Origin of the sequence: Burkholderia mayonis (assembly GCF_001523745.2) — a bacterium.
GTDB lineage: Bacteria > Pseudomonadota > Gammaproteobacteria > Burkholderiales > Burkholderiaceae > Burkholderia > Burkholderia mayonis.
In genome coordinates this window covers 1,199,003-1,218,130 of the sequence record NZ_CP013386.1, presented here as the reverse complement: position 1 = coordinate 1,218,130, position 19,128 = coordinate 1,199,003, and the positions used below count along the sequence as shown (strand labels likewise).

The following is a 19,128-nucleotide window of genomic DNA, read 5'->3' as shown; positions in this document are numbered from 1 at the left end:
TCCTTTCGCTTTCGTTCATGGTCGAAGCGATCGCTTCGATCGATGGATAGAAGATAGAATCGGAACGATAACTTCGGTAGTCTGCGCAAATCGTACTCAGCGTTCCATCTGGAGAACGATAAATCATGCGGGATCTGAACGATCTCTACTACTTCGTCCAGGTCGTCGACCACGGCGGCTTCGCGCCCGCCGGGCGCGCGCTCAACATGCCGAAGTCGAAGCTCAGCCGGCGGATCGCGCTCCTCGAAGAGCGAATCGGCATGCGCCTCATCCAGCGCTCGACGCGCCGCTTCGCGGTCACGGACGTCGGGCAGACCTATTACACGCATTGCCGCGCGATGCTTGTCGAGGCGGATGCGGCCGACGAAGCGGTCGCGCTGATGCGCGCCGAGCCGCGCGGCATCGTCCGGATGACGTGCCCCGTCGCGCTACTCGATACGCTCGTCGGCGACATGATCGCGGCGTTCATGGCCGAATGTCCGCTCGTCGAGATCCACCTGGAGGAAACCAATCGGCGCGTCGACGTCGTCGGCGAGGGAATCGACGTCGCGCTGCGCGTGCGGCCGCCGCCGCTCGAGGACAGCGATCTCGTGCTGCGCGTCCTCGCCGAACGCGGACAATGCCTTGTCGCGAGCCCGCGGCTTCTCGACCGTACCGGCGTGCCGCACGTGCCTGCCGACCTCGCCGCGCTGCCGAGCCTCGCGATCGGGGCGCCGCAGGACGAGCACACGTGGAATCTCCATGGCCCCGGCGGCGCGCACGCGGCGATCCATCATCGGCCGCGGCTCGTCACGCGCGGGATGTTCGCGGTGCGCGCGGCCGCCGTTGCGGGCGTCGGCGTCGTCCAGTTGCCGACGATGATGGTTCACGACCAGATCGTGCGCGGCGAGCTGCGGCAGTTACTGCCCGGCTGGGCGCCGCGGCGCGAGATCGTGCATGCGGTGTTCGCGTCGCGCCGCGGGCTGCTGCCGTCCGTGCGCGCGCTGCTCGACTTTCTCGCGCAGCGCTTCGCCGCGCTCGAGCCCGATTAGGCGTGCGGGCGAGCGTCCGACGCGACGCGCGATTCGAGCCCAGATCGCGCGCGGTTACGCCGCGCGCGACGCCGAATTCCCGTAGACTGCGCAAGCCACCACGGCCGCGCGCGGCCGCCGTTCAACCGTCACGTCACATTGCTCATGTTTGCGCTCCCCGAAGCCCTTCCGTCGTCGAAGCCCGCGCTCTACGAAACGCTCGTCGCACAAGCGCGCGCGCTCGTCGAGACGGAAACCGACGTCGTCGCCAATGCGGCGAATTTCTCGTCGCTCGTCTATCACTCGCTCGACGGCCTCAACTGGGCCGGCTTCTATTTCTACGACGGCCGCGAGCTCGTCGTCGGCCCGTTCCAGGGCAAGCCCGCATGCGTGCGCATTCCGCTCGGCAAAGGCGTGTGCGGAACGGCTGCGCAGACGCGCAGCACGCAGGTCGTGCACGACGTGCACGCGTTTCCCGGCCACATCGCTTGCGATTCGGCCTCGCAGTCGGAGATCGTCGTGCCGCTCGTCGCGCGCGACGGCGCGTTGATCGGCGTGTGGGACGTCGACAGCCCGCTGATCGGCCGCTTCGACGAAGAGGATACAAAAGGCATGGAAGCGCTGTGCCGGGTGTTCGTCGACATCGCGTGGGAGAACGCGGCGCGGCGCGGCAAGTAAGTCAGGCATCCGGACGATGCCGGGCCGCACGCACTGCGGACGGTATCGCCGCCGAGCGGCACGATCGACGCCCGAACCCAGGCGCGCATTCATCCGTCACCGCGGCGGCACGCTCGGGACCCGCACCGAATTTCGACAGACGCGCCAGTCGACGGATTCGCGCCCCGGTCGGTCAAGCGCGGCGCGGGCCGTGCACACGATCGGCACGCCTGCCGATTCGGCTGAAGACGGCCGCTTCGCGTTCTGCGCATCCCGCCATCCGCCTCTATCGCTGCGCTTTCTGGCCACCGACGCTGCGCCGCTCGAACCGCGAAGCTCGCTCACCGCGCCCCCACCATCGCCACATCGCAAGCACGATGACGACGAGCAGCGGCACGACCAGCACGCTGCCTTCGGGTCCGGCCGCCCCCCCGCTCAGCAGCGTATGGCCGACGGGATGCGCGGTCAGCCGCACGCCTTCGACGAGCCGGCCGCTGTCCGGCGCGCCGTAGAAATACGATTCGCCCCAATCCCACGCCGCATGAAAGCCGATCGCCCACCAGAGCGACCCCGTGTACCAGAGTGACAGACAGAAGACGAGACCGAACAGCATCGCCGACGCGAGCCCCATGATCGACTCGTCCGGGCTGACGACATGCAGCACGCCGAAGAGCGCCGACAGCAACACGGCGCCCCACCAGAAGCCGAGCCAGCGCGCGAGCGTATAGAGCAGGTAGCCGCGCAGCAGCGACTCCTCGAAGATCCCGGTCATCAGGAACATCACGGCCCAGACGGCCGCGTATTCCCACGCGCGGATGCCGTGGATCGCCGGCGCGTCGAAGCGCAGCAGTCCGGCTTGCGACAACACGAATACCAGCGCCGAAATCGCCGCGAAGCCGCACGCGATGCCAGCCGCGAAGCGCGACGCACGCGCGCGGCCTTGCAGCCCGTAGGAAAACGGCGAGCGGCGCTCGATCCAAGCGAGCACGATGGTTGCGAGCGCAACCGACACGAGTTGCATGGTTTCCATGACCGCGCCGTTTGCGACGGGCAGCGCCTGGTCGTCGGCGGGCGATGGCAACAGCCGGTGCGAGACGTACGCGAATCCTGCAATCGCGCCGACGAAAATCGCGACGAACAGCAATACGCCCCACGGCGCGCGCAAGCCGTCATGGCCGAAGAAGATCCGGCGCAAACGGCCACCGCGTCGTCTGGCCGATGCCGACGTCGACGCGCCGCCCGACGACGCGGGCGAATTCGAATGGATCGGCTCCAAGTGCGCTCCCGCTCGAAGTTGAAATGGACAACGTATGCGTCACCCTCCTCCTCGGATTGGAACATCCGCGAAAGTGGCTTTGGTAGAAGCTTTGCTCGTTTGATTGTGTATTCCCACGTGCCTGACGGCCGCAGTCGTTTGTTCGCCATGCGCGGTCCGCTCGCCTCGATTGCCAATTAGCCAATCTACGGGTGGTTGGCGGTGCTTCTTAGTTGGTTAGAGGCGACTTTGTACCACTCCAAGCGAGTGTCTTACAAGGATGGAGTGGAGCAGAAAAAAGAAAAGCCCTGACGAATCAGGGCTTTATCTCTTCTTACTTGGAGGCGCGAGCCGGAGTCGAACCGGCCTAAACGGCTTTGCAGGCCGCTGCATAACCGCTTTGCTATCGCGCCGTAAGCGGACTGCCAAACGTCGCGAAACCGGCCGGCTTGCAACGATCAACAGATTTTGATTGAAGGCCGTCGGGCCTATCAAACAAAAAGGGAAGCTCGGCTTCCCCTTGTTCTGGAGCGGGAGACGAGTCTCGAACTCGCGACCTCAACCTTGGCAAGGTTGCGCTCTACCAACTGAGCTACTCCCGCATCGTCCTGCATCTGCAGGTTTGCCGAACAACACGTCAAGCAAAACGCTGCCTTCAAACCTGGAGCGGGAGACGAGTCTCGAACTCGCGACCTCAACCTTGGCAAGGTTGCGCTCTACCAACTGAGCTACTCCCGCGTTTTGCTTCACCCACCGCACTGCGTCAGTCGCCGTGCAGCGGAGAAACGAGATTATGGTGAAACTGGATTTATGTGTCAAGCGTTTTTCGCACCCTTTTTCTTCGATCGCGTCATCGCCCGCTTCGACGCGCGATCCGGGCGCGCGTTTCACGCGTTCACGCCGCACCGCCGCGCTCGCGAATCTGCGGCCACGCGAGCTTCATGTAGTAGAGCATCGACCAGATCGTCAGCACGGCCGCGAGATACATGAGCCATTCGCCCCATACGCGCGTGTCGATCGCGACGCCGCCGCCGAACGGCAGCCGCCCGTAGTACAGCAGCATCGGAATCGCGACCATCTGGCACGCGGTCTTGAACTTGCCGAGCGAATTCACCGCGACGCTCTTCGACGCGCCGATCTGCGCCATCCATTCGCGCAGCGCCGAGATCGCGATTTCGCGGCCGACGATCACGAGCGCGATCGCCGCGTCGATGCGCGCGAGCTGCACGAGCATCAGGAGCGCCGCCGTCACCATCAGCTTGTCGGCGACGGGATCGAGAAACGCGCCGAACGCCGACGTCTGGTTCCACTTGCGCGCGAGATAGCCGTCGAACCAATCGGTCAGCGCGGCGAGAATGAAGATCACCGCCGCCGCCATATTGCGGTGGTCGGCGCTCAGCATCGCGTCCGGCAAATAGAACACGCCGACGACGAGCGGAATCAGCACGATTCGCACCCACGTCAGGAAAATCGGGAAGTTGAACGGCATGGCACGCGACACGGTTGAGGGATTTGCCATTGTGCCGCGTCACCCGCGCCGCCACAAGCGAAGCGCCCGGCGCGGGCCGCGCCGCCCGGCTTGCCGGCCGAGGCGGCGCGGATGGCCCGACGCTCAGTGTAGCTGTCGGTAGATCTGCTCGGCGAGCGCGCGCGAGATGCCGTCGACGCTCGCGAGCTCGTCGACGCTCGCCGCGACGACGCCGCGCAAGCCCCCGAAGCGCGCGAGCAGCCGCTGCCGGCGTTTCGCGCCGACGCCTTCGAGCTCTTCGAGCCGCGACGTCTGGCGCGTCTTCGCGCGCTTCGCACGCATGCCGGTGATCGCGAAGCGGTGCGCCTCGTCGCGGATCTGCGCGACGAGCATCAGCGCGGCGCTCTCCTTGCCGAGCTCGAGCGGCGCGCGGCCGTCGGCGAAGATCAGCGTCTCGAGCCCGACCTTGCGCCCCTCGCCTTTCGCGACGCCGACGAGCATCGAGATGTCGAGCCCGAGCTCGGAGAACACCTGCCGAGCGATCTCGACCTGACCGCGGCCGCCGTCGATCAGCACGATGTTCGGCAGCCCCCCGGCCGACGCGGCCGCATGCACCGCGTTGCCGTCGATGCCGGCTGCCGCGTCGGCCGACGCTTCTGCGGCCGCCTCCTCGACCATCTTCTCGTAGCGGCGCGTGAGCACCTGGCGCATCGCCGCGTAGTCGTCGCCGGGCGTGATGCCCGTGATGTTGTAGCGGCGGTACTCGGACGACTGCATCTTGTGGTGGTGATAGACGACGCACGACGCCTGCGTCGCCTCGCCCATCGTGTGGCTGATGTCGAAGCATTCGATCCGCAGCAGCGCGAGATCGTCGCTCTCGTAGCCGAGCACGTCGGCGAGCGAGCGCGTGCGCGCCTGCTGCGAGCCCTGCTCGGACAACAGCCGCGCGAGGGCGAGGCGCGCGTTTTGCTCGGCCATCGTGAGCCACGCGCGCTTTTGACCCTGCGGCTGCCGCACGACCGCTACCTTGTGCCCCACCTGCTCGATGAGCAGATCGATCAGCTCGCGGTTCGCGGGCGCGTGGCTCACGACGAGAATCGGCGGCACCCGGTTGCCGAGATAGTGCTGCGCGATGAACGCTTCGAGCACTTCGGTTTCGAGCGGCGCGGCGCCGGGCTCGGCTTCCTGCGACGCGGCGCCGTCGTCGATTTCGGACGGTGCAGCGGCGTCGAAGGCATTCGCCGCTTCGATGTCCGCTTCCGCGCTTCCTTCGGTGTTTTCGTCGATGTTCTCGCCCGCGCTCGCGCCGGCATGCGCTGCCGCGCCGCCGCCCGCGCGCTCGGCGGCCGCCGCCGTTTCGCCGGCGAGCCGGGCCTGCGCGTCCGCTTCGGTGTGCGCTCCACCGTCCGCTTCCCCGCCCGCGTCAATGTCCGCTTCCGTGCCCGCCTCGCCGGCGAGCGCAAGCGCGCTCTCGACGTGCGTCGGGAAATACGCCTTGTCGCCGAGATGCCGCCCGCCGCGCACCATCGCTAGATTCACGCACACGCGGCCGCCCAGCGCGACGACGGCGAGGATGTCGACGTCGCTGTCGCCGCCGACGTCGATCGCCTGCTGATGCAGCACCTTCGCGAGCGAGCTCATCTGGTTGCGCACGAGCGCCGCCTGCTCGAACTTCAGCTCGGCCGCGAACGCGTGCATCTTCCGTTCGAGCTCGCCCATCACCTCGCCTTGCCGGCCGAGCAGGAAGCGCGACGCGTTGTCGACGTCGCGCGCGTAGTCCTCTTCGCCGATCGCGCCGACGCACGGCGCCGAGCAGCGGCCGATCTGGTGCAGCAGGCACGGACGCGTGCGATTGTTGAACACCGAGTCCTCGCAGGTCCGAAGCTGGAACACGCGCTGCAGGATCTGGATGCTTTCGCGCACCGCCCAAGCGCTCGGAAACGGCCCGAAGTACTGGTTCTTCTTGTCGACCGCGCCGCGGTAGTACGCCATTCGCGGGAACGTGTGGCCCGTCAGCTTCAGGTACGGATACGACTTGTCGTCGCGAAACAGGATGTTGTAGCGCGGCGCGAGCGCCTTGATCAGGTTGTTCTCGAGCAGCAGCGCCTCGGCTTCCGAACGCGTGACCGTGGTCTCGATGCGCGCGATGCGCGTGACCATCATCGCGATCCGCGGCGATAGCTGCGTTTTCGTGAAGTAGCTCGACACGCGTTTCTTCAGATCGCGCGCCTTGCCGACGTACAGTACCGCGCCTTGCGTGTCGTAGTAACGGTAGACGCCCGGCAGGTGCGGCAGTTGGGCGAGGATCGGCTTGGGTTCGAAAGGAGATTCGGGTGCGTCGGGGGATGTCATGCTCAATCCGGGCGCGAGCGGCGCGCGCGAACAAGGTCATTTAGAATCGCCAGTTTAGAGCATTCGCCGCGCGCGTTCGCGGCGCGATCGCCGCGGCAGCCCTGCCGCGCCCCGTTTGCTTTCCGGTTTGCTCCCATCTCGCCCTGCTTTCACAGCTCCGATGACGTCGTCCGCCCCGCTCGCGCCGCCCGCTTCCGCCACCGCCGCCGTTCGCCCGCCGCAAGACGTGTCGGGCCCGATCGCGTGCGATATCTTCTGCGCGGTCGTCGACAACTTCGGCGACATCGGCGTGTGCTGGCGTCTCGCGCGCCAGCTCGCGGCCGAGCACGGCTGGCAGGTGCGGATCTTCGTCGACGATCTCACGACGCTCGCGCGGCTGCAGCCGGCCGCACGGCCTGACGCCGCGCGCCAGACCATCGACGGCATCGTCGTCGAGCACTGGCGCGCGCCCGCGCATGCGGGCGATACGCTCGAGATCGCCGACGTCGTGATCGAGGCGTTCGCGTGCGAGCTGCCGGGCGCGTACGTCGCCGCGATGGCGCGCCGCGCGCGGCCGCCCGTATGGATCAATCTCGAATACCTGAGCGCCGAGGATTGGGTCTGCGACTTCCATCTGCGGCCGTCGCCGCACCCGCGCTATCCGCTGACGAAGACGTTCTACTTCCCCGGCCTCGGGCCTGGCACGGGCGGCGTGCTGAAGGAGCGCGACCTCGACGCGCGCCGGCTCGCGTTCGAAGCGAACGACGACGCACGCCGCACGTGGTGGCAAAACGTCGCGGACGCGCCGATGCCGGGCCCGGACGCGACGGTCGCGTCGCTCTTCGCATACGAGAATCCGGCGCTCGACGCGCTGCTCGAGCAATGGCGCGACGGCCGCGAGCCGATCGTGCTGCTGGTGCCGGAGGGCCGCATCTCGGCGAGCGTCGCGCGCTTCTTCGGCGTCGGCGCATTCGACGCAGGCACGCACGCGGAGTGCGGCAGCGTCGCCGCGCATGGCCTCGCATTCGTCGCTCAGCCCGACTACGACCTGCTGCTATGGGCGAGCGACGTGAACTTCGTGCGCGGCGAGGATTCGTTCGTCCGCGCGCAATGGGCGCGCCGGCCGTTCGTCTGGCAGATCTACCCGCAGGCCGACGACGCGCACCTGCCGAAGCTCGACGCGGCGCTCGCGCACTTCACCGCGCGCGTCGATCACGCGACGCGCGCGGCGACCGAGCGCTTCTGGCACGCCTGGAACGGTTCCGGCACGCCCGATTGGGCCGACTTCTGGCAGCACCGCGCGGCGCTCGCCGCGCGCGCGGCGAGTTGGGCGGACGAGCTCGCGACCGTCGGCGACCTCGCCGGAAATCTGGCGAATTTTGCAAAAACTCAGTTAAAATAAACAGTTATCCAACGGATGACGCGCGCAAGCGCGTCCGTTTTCGGCGCGACGCTCCAGGATAAAGGGGCCGCCAGTTCCGGCCACGGCGGATCGCACACGCGGTCGCCCAGGCTGCCGGGTCGAGTCCGCTTGCGCCGTTAGCCGTTGAGCAACGCTCAGGAAATTTCTCTCGTTCAGGATAGTTTTAGTTATGAAAACCGCACAGGAACTCCGCGTAGGCAACGTCGTGATGGTCGGCAACGACGCATGGGTCGTCTCGAAGGCCGAATACAACAAGTCGGGCCGCAACTCCGCCGTCGTCAAGATGAAGCTGAAGAACCTGCTGACCAACGCGGGCCAGGAATCGGTCTACAAGGCGGACGACAAGTTCGACGTCGTCGTGCTCGACCGCAAGGAAGTGACCTACTCGTACTTCGCCGACCCGATGTACGTGTTCATGGACGCCGACTACAACCAGTTCGAAGTCGAAGCGGAAATGATGGGCGACGCGCTCAATTACCTCGAAGACGGCATGGCGTGCGAAGTCGTGTTCTACAACGAGAAGGCGATCTCGGTCGAACTGCCGACGATCCTCGTGCGCGAGATCACGTACACGGAGCCGGCCGTCAAGGGCGATACGTCGTCGGGCAAGGTGCTGAAGAACGCGAAGATCTCGACGGGCTTCGAGCTGCAGGTGCCGCTCTTCTGCAATACCGGCGACAAGATCGAAATCGACACGCGTACGAACGAGTATCGCAGCCGCGCATAAGAAACGTTTGCGCGAGCAGGCCGAACAAAGCGCCCTTCGGGGCGCTTTTTGTTTATTCGACGCCGCTTATTGCATAAAGGCGCCACATCATAAACAATGCTTTGAAGAAACCCTGACGGGATTCAATTTGTATCATCCGTAACTGTTTTATAGTCGATAACAAATACCGTACGCCAAGTGCGCGATGGGGCATAAAATTCATTTCTCATCCCGAAATGGGGGCTGTATGCCGGTCCGGCCGATGGCCCGGCTTTTCAACTCGCGCACACCATGCCACACGCCCTGATTGTCGAAGACGATCCCAATAGCTTATCCGGCCTGACCGCGCTCCTCGCCGCGGACGGGTTCTCGGTCGATACGGCGACATCGCTCGCCGAGGCGCGCGGCGCACTCGCCCGCTCGATTCCCGATGTCGTCCTCGTCGACTTGAACCTGCCCGACGGCAGCGGCTTCGACTTGCTGCAGAACCTGCCGCAGCAACAGCCGAACGGCTCGCTGCCGGTGATCATCCTGACCGGCAACGCGACCGTCGAAAGCGCGATCGAGGGGTTGCGGCATGGCGTCTGGGATTATCTGCTGAAGCCCGTCAACATCCCGCGGCTGCGCAGCCTGCTCGCGCGGATCCCACGCCCGTACGAACTGATCGAGGAAGTGCAGGCGCTGCGCGCGTCGCTGCGCCGCCTCGGCCGCTTCGGCTCGCTCGTCGGGCGCAGCGACGCGATCCAGCACGCCTACGACATGATCGAGCACAACGCGCGCACCGAAACCGCGGTGCTGTTGTGGGGCGAGCCCGGCACGGGCAAGGAGACGGCCGCGCGCACGCTGCACGACCTGAGCCGCCGCCGCAAGGGCCCGTTCGTCGCGTTCGACTGCCGCGCGGCCGTTCAGTCGCCGCGCAACATCGAAACCAACGGCCGCGCGATCGAGAGCATGCTGCTCGGTCGCGAGCGCGGTGCATACACGGGCGTCGAGCGCCGCGATCCCGGCCTGTTCGAGCAGGCAAGCGGCGGCACGCTGTTCCTCGAGGAAATCACCACGCTGCCGCTTTCGCTACAGGAGGCGCTGCTGCGCGCGCTCGATTCGCAGAACTTCATGCGCATCGGCGGCACGACCGAGATCGCGAGCGACTTCCGGCTGATCGCGACGACTCGCCGCCCGGCGCGCGAAGCGGTCGCGAACGGCACGCTGCGCGAGGATCTGTGGCTGCGCCTCGACGCCGCCTCGATCGGCCTGCCGCCGCTGCGCGAGCGCGATGACGACGTGATCAGGATTGCCGAGGCATTCGTCGACGACCTGAACCGCGACGCACGCGCCACCGGCCTGAACATCACCGACAAGCGCATCGCGCCCGGCTTCGTCCGCGAATGCCTCGCATACGACTGGCCGGGCAACGTGCGCGAGTTGCATGAGCGCATACGGCTCGCGTACGACCAGTCGGGCGATTTCATCGAGACGCTGCGCGCGGGCGACACATACCCGCAGCCCGGCACGGCGCTGAACGGCAGCAGCGTGCAGGTGCGCGTGGGCACGCCGCTCGCCGACGTCGAGGATCTGCTGATCCGCGCGACCCTCGATGCGGTCGGCGGCACACGCCACCGCGCGGCGACGCTCCTCGGCATCAGCCCGAAGACGCTCTACAACAAGCTGCAGCGCATGAAGATCAGTTGACGTCGACGCGAGGGCGGCTGCGCGCCGCCCTCCTCGCCCGTCCGCGTTACGCGAACGTGCTGCGCAGGAGTTCCTGCGCGCGCAGATAGCGCGGCTCGCGCATCAGCCTGCTCCACTCGAGCGCCTTGCCGCGCGGCCGCATTTGTTTGATCCGCTGCAGCGATTCGCGCGACGTCGTCGCACGCAGTTCGTCCAGCACACGTTCCGCGGCGTCCGGCTGATTGCAGATCAGCACCATGTCGCAGCCCGCTTCGAGCGCAGCCTGCGCCGCCTGCGCGAGCGTGCCGCCTTCGCGCGCCGCCTCCATCGACAGATCGTCGCTGAACACCGCGCCCGGAAAGCGCAGCCGGCCGCGCAGCACGTCCTGCAGCCACACGCGCGAAAAGCCCGCCGGCTTCGAATCGACCTGCGTGTAGATCACGTGCGCCGGAATGACGGCCGCGAGCGACAGCCCGAGCCAGTCGTACGGCGCGACGTCGTTCGCGAGGATCTCGTCGAGCGGACGGTCATCGGTCGGCAGTGCAACGTGCGAGTCGGCTTCCGCATGACCGTGGCCGGGAAAATGCTTGCCGCAGTTCGCCATTCCGGCGAGCGCGAGCCCGTGGTTGAGGCTCTTCGCGAGCAGCGCGACGACGCGCGGATCGCGATGGAACGCGCGATCGCCGATCACCTTCGAGCGGCCGTAATCGAGATCGAGCACGGGCGTGAAGCTCATGTCGACGCCGCACGCACGCAGCTCGGACGCGAGCACGTAGCCGACCGCGGTCGCCGCCTTCGTCGCGTGCAGCACGTCCTTGTCCCATAGCTCGCCGAGCCGGCGCATCGCCGGCAACACCGTGAAGCCGTCGGTGCGAAAGCGCTGCACGCGCCCGCCTTCTTGGTCGACCGCGATCAGGATGTCGTCGCGGATCGAGCGGATCGCGTCGGTCAGCGCGACGAGCTGCGCGCGGCTCTCGAAGTGGCGCGCGAACAGGATCACGCCACCCGTTTGCGGGTGCGCGAGACGGCGCGCGTCGTCGCGCGTGAGCGTCGTGCCGGCGACGTCGAGCATTACCGGACCGGGGGTCAGTTTCATCGAATCAGCGTCCTTGCGGAGAATGGATCAGGAAGCGGCGCCCGAGCGCGCGGCGACGACATCGTCGGGCGCCTCGGCGACGACGAACGTCACCGCGTAGTCGCGCTCGTCGCTGACCGTCACGCGCGCGGTGATGCGGCGCGCGTCGAGCCATGCGGCGAGCTCGCCCGACGCGACGACGTACGGCTCGCCGCTCGGCCTGTTGAGCGTTTGCAGCGCGCGCCACGTCATCGGCCAGTGCATGCCGAGGCCAATCGCCTTCGAAAATGCTTCCTTCGCGGAAAAGCGCGTCGCGAGAAACGCGATGCCGCGCGCCTCCGAGCGCGCGCGCCGTGCATGAAAGACATGCAGCTCGTCGGGGCCGAGCACCTTCTCGGCAAAGCGGCCGTCCGTGCGCTCGAGCACGGCGGCGACGCGGCTCACCTGAACGAGGTCGGTGCCGATGCCGTAGATCGCCATGCGCGTCAGCGGCCGCCGTGCAGCGCGGCGACGCGCGCCGCGACCATGATCGCCTTCATCTCGCGCACCGCGTTGTCCCAGCCGGCGAACACCGCGTGCGCGACGATAGCGTGGCCGATGTTCAGCTCGGCGATGCCGGGCAGCGCGGCGATCGCCTGCACGTTCGTGTAGTGGAGCCCGTGGCCCGCGTTCACCTTCAGCCCGAGCGCGATGCCCGCGTCGACACTCGCCGCGATCCGCTCGAACTCGCGCTGCTGCTCGGCCTCGTCGTGCGCGTCCGCGTAGCGCCCCGTGTGCAGCTCGATCACGGGCGCGCCCGTCTCGTGCGCGGCGCGGATCTGCGCGTCGTCCGGATCGATGAAGAGCGACACGCGCACGCCGACGTCCGCGAGCTGCTTGCATGCGGCACGCACCGCATCGAAATGGCCGACGACGTCGAGGCCGCCTTCCGTCGTCAGCTCCGAGCGCTTCTCCGGCACAAGGCACGCGTCGTGCGGACGGATCTCGCACGCGATGTCGAGCATCTCCGGCGTCACCGCGCATTCGAGGTTCATCCGCGTCTTCAGGAGCGGACGCAGCATGCGCACGTCCGCGTCGACGATGTGCCGGCGGTCTTCGCGCAGATGCAGCGTGATCGCGTCGGCGCCCGCGTCCTCGGCGGCGAGCGCCGCGCGCACGGGATCCGGATACGCGGTGCCGCGCGCGTTGCGCAGCGTCGCGACGTGGTCGATGTTGACGCCCAGTTCGATGGCGGTCGGCGAGGTCAGGAAGAAGCTCATAGGTTTTGCAGGTCGATCAGGATCTGACGCGTGGCGAGCGGCGTGCCGCCCAGATAGGTGTTGAGCAGGAAGCGCATCAGCGTCTTGCTTTGCGCGACGGTCTGCGCCCGATGGTAATCGTCCTCTTCCATGTCGAGCAACGTCTGGCCCGCGATCACCGGCCAGTGCGACGGTATGTCGTCGCCCGCGTCGCGCACGCCGCGCTCCGGATCGAACACGTAGAGCTTGTCGGGCTCGACCGAGCGCCGCGCGACCGTGCGCTTGAGCGACATCGCATAGCCCGTCTCGCGCAGCAGCACGCGCTCGAACGAACGCAACACCTGCACGGGCGGCTCGCCGTGCGCGAGGCGCGTGAGCGTGACGAGATAGTGCTTGAAGAGCGGAGGATGCGGATCCTCGCGCGCGCAGAACTTGACGAGCAGCTCGTTCACGTAGAAGCCGCACAACAGCGCGTCGCCCGCGAGGGGCAGCATGCCGCCCACCCATTCGGCGCCCGTCAGCGTGCGCAGCTCGGACTTGCCGGACCACGACAGCGACAGCGGCTGGAACGTCTGCAGCACGCCGCGCAGCGCCGAATGCGGGCGCTTCGCGCCCTTCGCGACGAGCGCGATGCGGCCGTGATCGCGCGTCAGCACGTCGACGACGAGGCTCGTCTCGCGATACGGATGGCTGTGCAGCACGAACGCCGGCTGCTCGGCGATCCGGAACTCGGAGGTACGCGCGGCGGCGCGGCGCGGCTTGCGCAGCGGCTTGTCGGTGGCCGGCACGGGCTGCGCGGCCGGCGGTTGCGGGTCGGCGTCGACCTCGTCGGTCATCCCGACATCGGACGTTCCGTCATTCGTACCCATAGGCGCGCAGCCCCGCTTCGTTGTCGGCCCAGCCGCTCCTCACCTTGACGAAGGTCTCGAGATAGACGGGGCCGTCGAACAGCTTCTCCATGTCCTGCCGCGCCTCGGTGCTGATCTGCTTGAGCTTCGCGCCCTTCTTGCCGATCACCATCGCCTTGTGCGAATCGCGCTCGACGAGGATCGTCGCGAACACGCGCGTGAGGCGCCCCTCCTCCTCGAACTTGTCGATGACGACGGTGCTCGTGTACGGCAGCTCGTCGCCCGTCCAGCGGAACACCTTCTCACGCAGGATCTCGGCCGCGAGGAAACGCGAGCTGCGGTCGGTCAGGTCGTCTTCGCCGTAGATCGGCTCGCCTTCCGGCAGATACGGCTTGATCGTGTCCGTCAGCCGGAGGATGTCTTCCGGATGCTTCGCGGACAGCGGCACGATCTCCGCGAACTCGCGCAGCGCGCCCATCTTCTGGAAGAACGGATACAGCGTGTCCTTGTCCGACACGCGGTCGAGCTTGTTTGCGACGAGGAGCGTCGGCGTGCCGGGCGGAATCAGGTCGAGCACCTTCTGGTCGTCGGGGCCGAAGCGGCCCGCCTCGATCACGAACAGGATCGCGTCGACCGACGTCAGCGTCGACGTCACCGCGCGGTTCAGCGACCGGTTGAGCGCCGTGCTGTGGCGCGTCTGGAAGCCGGGCGTGTCGACGAAGATGTACTGCGCGTCGTCGAGCGTACGGATACCGGTGATCCGGTGGCGGGTCGTCTGCGCCTTGCGCGACGTGATGCTGATCTTCTGGCCGACGAGCGCGTTCATCAGCGTCGACTTGCCAACGTTCGGACGACCGACGATCGCGATCATGCCGCAACGGAAACCGGTGGGAGCGGGTGCGTTCATATCAGGTTGCTGCTGGGTTCGGAAGCGGCCGCACATCCGTGCGCGGCCGCGATGTCGATTGGGACGATGTCAATGACCTGCATCGGCGACGCGCACGGGCGCGGCGGCCAGATCGGGCTCGGCTGCGGACGGCGGCGCGAGCGATGCGTCGCGGGCGCGCGGCGACCGGTCGGCCAGCCCCGCGGCGGCGTCGGGCTTATCCAGCGCCTTGTCGGACGCCTTCGCAGAAACAGGATCGGACGACTTGTCCTGCGCCTGCTCGGGTTCCTGGACCTGCGCCTTGTCCAGTGCCTGCGCCTTGTCCGGGCCTTTTTCCGGCGCCTTGTCCGACAAGGGCTTGTCCGCTTTGTCCGCTGCCGAAGCGGGCTTGTCGGCCGACTTTGCCGCGCGCGGCTCGGCCTTGTCGGCCGAGTGCTCGACATGCGCCGCGCGGATGACCGCGACGGGCGCAGCAGCGGGCGCACGAGCGGCCGCATCGTCAGCCTGCGCGGGCCCGTCGGACGAAGCGGCGCTCGCATGCGCACCGGACCTCGCTTCGACGGTTTTCATCTCGGCAGATTTCGACTCGGCAGGCACTTTCGCTTCGATGGAGCGCGCTTCGACGGCCTTCGGATCCTCCGGCTTCGACTCGGCCGCATTCACGTCGGCCGGTCTTGCGTCGCCCGGCTTCGCGTCGACGGCTTTCGGGTCCGCTCCCTTCGCTTCCTCGCTCGCCACGCGGTTCGCGCCGCGTTCCTTGCGATCCGGCGAACGCAAATCGAGCGCCTCCTGCACGCCCTTCACGCCCGGCACGATCTCCGGCTCCACATGCTTCGCGCCGCGCGCGCTCTTCGAGCGCTTCGGCTTTGCGGCGAGCATCGGCGCAGCTGCCAGCACCTCGTCGAGCGCCTTCTTCGCGGCGGCCTGCTCGGCCGCGCGGCGGCTCGCGCCGGAGCCGGACACCTTCACGTCCAGCTTCGGCACCGTGCATTCGACTTCGAATTGCTGATTGTGCGCCGCACCATGCGTCGCGACGACGGTATAGGTCGGCAGCGCGATCTTGTGGCCCTGCAAATACTCCTGCAGCAGCGTCTTCGCGTCCTTGCCGAGCGTTCGCGGATCGATATGGTCGAGAATCGGGATGTAGAGCCGCTTGATGACCCCTTGGGCGGCTTCGAAGCCGCCATCGAGGAACACCGCCCCGATGATGGCTTCGAATGCGTCCGCGAGGATCGACGGTCTTCGGAACCCGCCGCTGCGCAGTTCGCCCTCGCCGAGCCGCAAGCCGTCGGAGATATTGAGGGCCTGAGCAATTTCGTAGAGCGACTGCTGCTTGACGAGGTTCGCCCGCACGCGCGACAAGTCGCCCTCGTCCAACTTGCTGAAGCGCTGAAACAAAAGGGCAGCCACCGCGCAATTCAGAACGGAATCGCCGAGAAACTCGAGCCGTTCGTTATGCGTGGCGCTATGACTACGATGGGTCAAAGCCTGGCGCAATAATTCCGCATTGCGAAATTCGTAGCGCAGCCGGCTTTCCAACTGGGATAAGGGCATGGACAGGAGTATAACGCGGGCGCCGCTTCGGCCGGGAAACGCAGCCGGGCGCGAAAAGGCGTGACGAGGCGGTGTTGCCGCCGGCTCTTGAAGTCATTCGGCAACACGCCGCGCAGCCCGCGCGCGGCGTGTTGCAACGTTCGAAGCACGGCCTAGTTGAACGAGCCGATGCGTTTCAGTTCGCTGAAGTTCATCCAGATGAAGAACGCGCGACCGACGATGTTCTTGTCCGGCACGAAGCCCCAATAGCGGCTGTCGGCACTGTTGTCGCGGTTGTCACCCATCATGAAGTAGTGGCCGGGCGGCACCTTGCAGACGACGCCGCGGCTGTCGTACTGGCAGTTGTCGCGATACGGATAATCGTCCGCGCCCATCACGAACGGCGGCACCGCCGGATTGTTCAGGATCGCGTTCTTGCGCGCGCCGAGCGTTTCCTCGAACTGCTTCGCATAGTTCATCCGCTCTTCGTCGAAGTAGTCGGGCAGCTGCGCCTCGGGCACCGGCTGGCCGTTGATCGTCAGCTTCTTGTCCTGATACGCGACCGTGTCGCCCGGCAGGCCGATCACGCGCTTGATGTAATCGACCGATTCGTCCTTCGGATAGCGGAACACGACGACGTCGCCGCGCTGGAGCGGACGGCCTTCGGTGATCTTCTGATTCGTGATCGGCAGGCGCAGGCCGTAGTCGAACTTGTTGACGAGGATGAAATCGCCGACGAGGAGCGTCGGCACCATCGAGCCCGACGGAATCTTGAACGGCTCGACGATGAACGAGCGTACGACGAACACGACGAGGATCACCGGGAAGAAGCTCGCGGTGTATTCGAGCCACCATGGCTGGCGCAGTTTCTCTTCACGCAGACGCGCACGCGTCTGCGGCGCGTTCTCGTCGGCGAAGCGCTCGCCGATCCGCTCCTGCTGGCGCTCGAACTCGGCGACCGCCGCGTCCGCCGCCTTCTTCCGCTGCGGCAGGAAAAACAGCTTGTCCAACACCCACGCAATGCCCGTCAAAACGACGAGCACAAAAAGAATCAGCGCAAAATTCATAAAGGATCAGTCCTGTTATTTGTCTTCGACTCGCAAGATCGCCAGGAACGCCTCCTGCGGGATCTCGACCGAACCCACCTGCTTCATTCGTTTCTTACCTTCTTTCTGCTTTTCGAGCAGTTTCTTCTTGCGCGTGATGTCGCCGCCGTAGCACTTCGCGAGCACGTTCTTGCGCAGCGCCTTGATGTTCTCGCGCGCGATGATGTGCGCACCGATCGCTGCCTGGATCGCGACGTCGTACATCTGGCGCGGGATGATCTCGCGCATCTTCGCCGCGACCTCGCGGCCGCGATACTGCGACTGCGAGCGATGCACGATCACCGACAGCGCGTCGACCTTGTCGCCGTTGATCAGCATGTCGACCTTCACGACGTCGGACGCGCGGTATTCCTTGAACTCGTAGTCCATCGACGCATAGCCGCGCGACACCGACTTCAGGCGGTCGAAGAAATCGAGCACGATCTCGGCCATCGGGATCTCGTACGTGAGCTGCACTTGGCGGCCGTGATACTGCATGTTGATCTGCGAGCCGCGCTTTTGCGTGCACAGCGTGATCACCGAGCCGACGTAGTCCTGCGGCATGTAGAGATTCACGGTGACGATCGGCTCGCGGATTTCCATGATCCTCGCGGGCTCCGGCATCTTCGCCGGGTTTTCTACCATGATCGTCGAGCCGTCGCTTTGCACGACCTCGTAGACGACCGTCGGCGCGGTCGTGATGAGATCCATGTCGAACTCGCGCTCGAGCCGCTCCTGCACGATTTCCATGTGCAAGAGGCCGAGGAAGCCGCAGCGAAAGCCGAAGCCGAGCGCCTGCGACACTTCCGGCTCGTACTGCAGCGACGCGTCGTTGAGCTTCAGCTTCTCGAGCGACTCGCGCAGCGCGTCGTACTGGTTCGCCTCGACGGGATACAAGCCCGCGAACACCTGCGGCTTCACCTCCTTGAAGCCCGGCAGCGGTTCCGGAGCCGGCTTGTTCGCAAGCGTGACGGTGTCGCCCACCTTTGCGGCCGTCAGCTCCTTGATGCCGGCGATGATGAAGCCCACCTGCCCCGCTGACAGCGAGTCGAGATCGCGCGATTTCGGCGTGAACACGCCGACGTGCTCGACGGGATACTGCGCGCCCGTCGCCATCATCTTGATCTTGTCCTTCGGACGCAGCGTGCCGTTGACGATCCGCACGAGCATCACGACGCCGACGTAGTTGTCGAACCACGAATCGATGACGAGCGCCTGCAGCGGCGCGTCGGCGTCGCCTTTCGGCGGCGGCACCTTCGCGATCAGCGACTCGAGCACGTCCTCGACACCCAGGCCCGTCTTCGCGCTGCAGCGCACCGCGTCGGTCGCGTCGATGCCGATCACGTCCTCGATCTCCCCGATCGCACTCTCCGGGTTCGCGGCGGGCAGGTCGATCTTGTTGAGCACGGGCACCACTTCGACGCCGAGCTCGATCGCCGTGTAGCAGTTCGCGACCGTCTGCGCCTCGACGCCCTGGCTCGCGTCGACGACAAGAAGCGCGCCCTCGCACGCGGACAGCGAGCGGCTCACCTCGTACGAGAAGTCGACGTGCCCCGGCGTGTCGATGAGGTTCAGATTGTAGACCTTGCCGTCGCGCGCGCGATACGTGAGCGCGGCGGTCTGCGCCTTGATCGTGATGCCGCGCTCGCGCTCGAGATCCATCGAGTCGAGCACCTGCGCTTCCATCTCGCGGTCGGACAAGCCGCCGCAAAGCTGGATGATGCGATCCGCGAGCGTCGACTTGCCGTGGTCGATGTGCGCGATGATCGAGAAATTGCGAATATGATCCATTCAGTGCCGATCAAGCGAAAAAGGCGCGCTCGACGACTGCGGAGCACGCCTTGTAAGTCGGTGAAAAAACGGCCTATTTTAGCCGAAAAGCCCCGTCAGGGGCGGCATTTTGGACGCTCGGGCGTGCCGTGGCCCACCCGGCGCGGCTCGGCCG

16 protein-coding genes and 3 tRNA genes are annotated in these 19,128 nt (G+C 66.4%); 5 read left to right on the top strand and 14 right to left on the bottom strand.

The window, feature by feature from the left end:
• Nucleotides 1-125 precede the first annotated feature (125 nt).
• Entirely contained in the window at nt 126-1,031 is a 906-nt protein-coding gene (locus WS70_RS06125) for a LysR family transcriptional regulator (protein WP_059468973.1), read from the top strand.
• Between the two features lie 144 nt (nt 1,032-1,175).
• On the top strand, nt 1,176-1,688 hold the full coding sequence (locus WS70_RS06120; RefSeq protein WP_059468972.1) for a GAF domain-containing protein: 513 nt from the start codon (nt 1,176-1,178) through the stop codon (nt 1,686-1,688).
• A gap of 265 nt (nt 1,689-1,953) precedes the next feature.
• Here WS70_RS06120 and WS70_RS06115 read toward each other — a convergent pair whose 3' ends face one another.
• The 6 genes from WS70_RS06115 to uvrC all read right to left on the bottom strand — a co-directional run bounded on the left by WS70_RS06115 (nt 1,954) and on the right by uvrC (nt 6,742).
• On the bottom strand, nt 1,954-2,943 hold the full coding sequence (locus WS70_RS06115; RefSeq protein ID WP_059468971.1) for a CPBP family intramembrane glutamic endopeptidase: 990 nt from the start codon (nt 2,941-2,943) through the stop codon (nt 1,954-1,956).
• Between the two features lie 318 nt (nt 2,944-3,261).
• Nucleotides 3,262-3,335: transfer RNA gene (locus WS70_RS06105), tRNA-Cys, on the bottom strand.
• Nucleotides 3,336-3,448: 113 nt separating this feature from the next.
• A tRNA-Gly gene (locus WS70_RS06100) sits at nt 3,449-3,524 on the bottom strand.
• Between the two features lie 60 nt (nt 3,525-3,584).
• Nucleotides 3,585-3,660: transfer RNA gene (locus tag WS70_RS06095), tRNA-Gly, on the bottom strand.
• A gap of 157 nt (nt 3,661-3,817) precedes the next feature.
• On the bottom strand, nt 3,818-4,411 hold the full coding sequence (pgsA, locus tag WS70_RS06090) for a CDP-diacylglycerol--glycerol-3-phosphate 3-phosphatidyltransferase (RefSeq protein ID WP_059468926.1): 594 nt from the start codon (nt 4,409-4,411) through the stop codon (nt 3,818-3,820).
• Between the two features lie 123 nt (nt 4,412-4,534).
• A complete protein-coding gene (gene uvrC / locus WS70_RS06085) occupies nt 4,535-6,742 on the bottom strand; it encodes an excinuclease ABC subunit UvrC (RefSeq protein ID WP_059597256.1) in 2,208 nt (735 codons plus the stop codon).
• A gap of 160 nt (nt 6,743-6,902) precedes the next feature.
• Between uvrC and earP the strand changes: the two genes are divergently transcribed.
• The 3 genes from earP (at nt 6,903) to WS70_RS06070 (ending at nt 10,539) form a co-directional block, all read left to right on the top strand.
• A complete protein-coding gene (gene earP / locus WS70_RS06080; RefSeq protein ID WP_059468924.1) occupies nt 6,903-8,123 on the top strand; it encodes an elongation factor P maturation arginine rhamnosyltransferase EarP in 1,221 nt (406 codons plus the stop codon).
• A gap of 190 nt (nt 8,124-8,313) precedes the next feature.
• A complete protein-coding gene (gene efp / locus WS70_RS06075) occupies nt 8,314-8,871 on the top strand; it encodes an elongation factor P (RefSeq protein ID WP_059468923.1) in 558 nt (185 codons plus the stop codon).
• 270 nt (nt 8,872-9,141) lie between these two features.
• Nucleotides 9,142-10,539 carry a sigma-54-dependent transcriptional regulator gene (locus tag WS70_RS06070; RefSeq protein ID WP_059597257.1) on the top strand — a complete coding sequence of 466 codons (1,398 nt, stop codon included), beginning with the start codon at nt 9,142-9,144 and terminating at the stop codon, nt 10,537-10,539.
• Nucleotides 10,540-10,585: 46 nt separating this feature from the next.
• Here the strand turns inward: WS70_RS06070 and nagZ are convergent, their stop codons facing one another.
• The 8 genes from nagZ to lepA form a co-directional block, all read right to left on the bottom strand.
• On the bottom strand, nt 10,586-11,614 hold the full coding sequence (gene nagZ / locus WS70_RS06065; protein ID WP_059468921.1) for a beta-N-acetylhexosaminidase: 1,029 nt from the start codon (nt 11,612-11,614) through the stop codon (nt 10,586-10,588).
• A 27-nt stretch (nt 11,615-11,641) separates the two neighbouring features.
• A complete protein-coding gene (acpS, locus tag WS70_RS06060) occupies nt 11,642-12,073 on the bottom strand; it encodes a holo-ACP synthase (RefSeq protein ID WP_059468920.1) in 432 nt (143 codons plus the stop codon).
• A 5-nt stretch (nt 12,074-12,078) separates the two neighbouring features.
• Nucleotides 12,079-12,852, bottom strand: a complete 774-nt coding sequence (pdxJ, locus tag WS70_RS06055; protein ID WP_059597258.1) for a pyridoxine 5'-phosphate synthase — start codon at nt 12,850-12,852, stop codon at nt 12,079-12,081.
• On the bottom strand, nt 12,849-13,700 hold the full coding sequence (recO, locus tag WS70_RS06050) for a DNA repair protein RecO (protein ID WP_059468918.1): 852 nt from the start codon (nt 13,698-13,700) through the stop codon (nt 12,849-12,851). The genes pdxJ and recO overlap by 4 nt, the downstream gene beginning before the upstream one ends.
• Nucleotides 13,687-14,586, bottom strand: a complete 900-nt coding sequence (gene era, locus WS70_RS06045; protein ID WP_059468917.1) for a GTPase Era — start codon at nt 14,584-14,586, stop codon at nt 13,687-13,689. The genes recO and era overlap by 14 nt, the downstream gene beginning before the upstream one ends.
• A gap of 69 nt (nt 14,587-14,655) precedes the next feature.
• Entirely contained in the window at nt 14,656-16,119 is a 1,464-nt protein-coding gene (gene rnc, locus WS70_RS06040) for a ribonuclease III (RefSeq protein WP_059597259.1), read from the bottom strand.
• Between the two features lie 152 nt (nt 16,120-16,271).
• Nucleotides 16,272-17,165, bottom strand: coding sequence for a signal peptidase I (gene lepB, locus WS70_RS06035; protein ID WP_059468915.1), 894 nt, complete (start codon nt 17,163-17,165; stop codon nt 16,272-16,274).
• 15 nt (nt 17,166-17,180) lie between these two features.
• Nucleotides 17,181-18,974, bottom strand: coding sequence for a translation elongation factor 4 (lepA, locus tag WS70_RS06030; RefSeq protein WP_059468914.1), 1,794 nt, complete (start codon nt 18,972-18,974; stop codon nt 17,181-17,183).
• Nucleotides 18,975-19,128 lie beyond the last annotated feature (154 nt).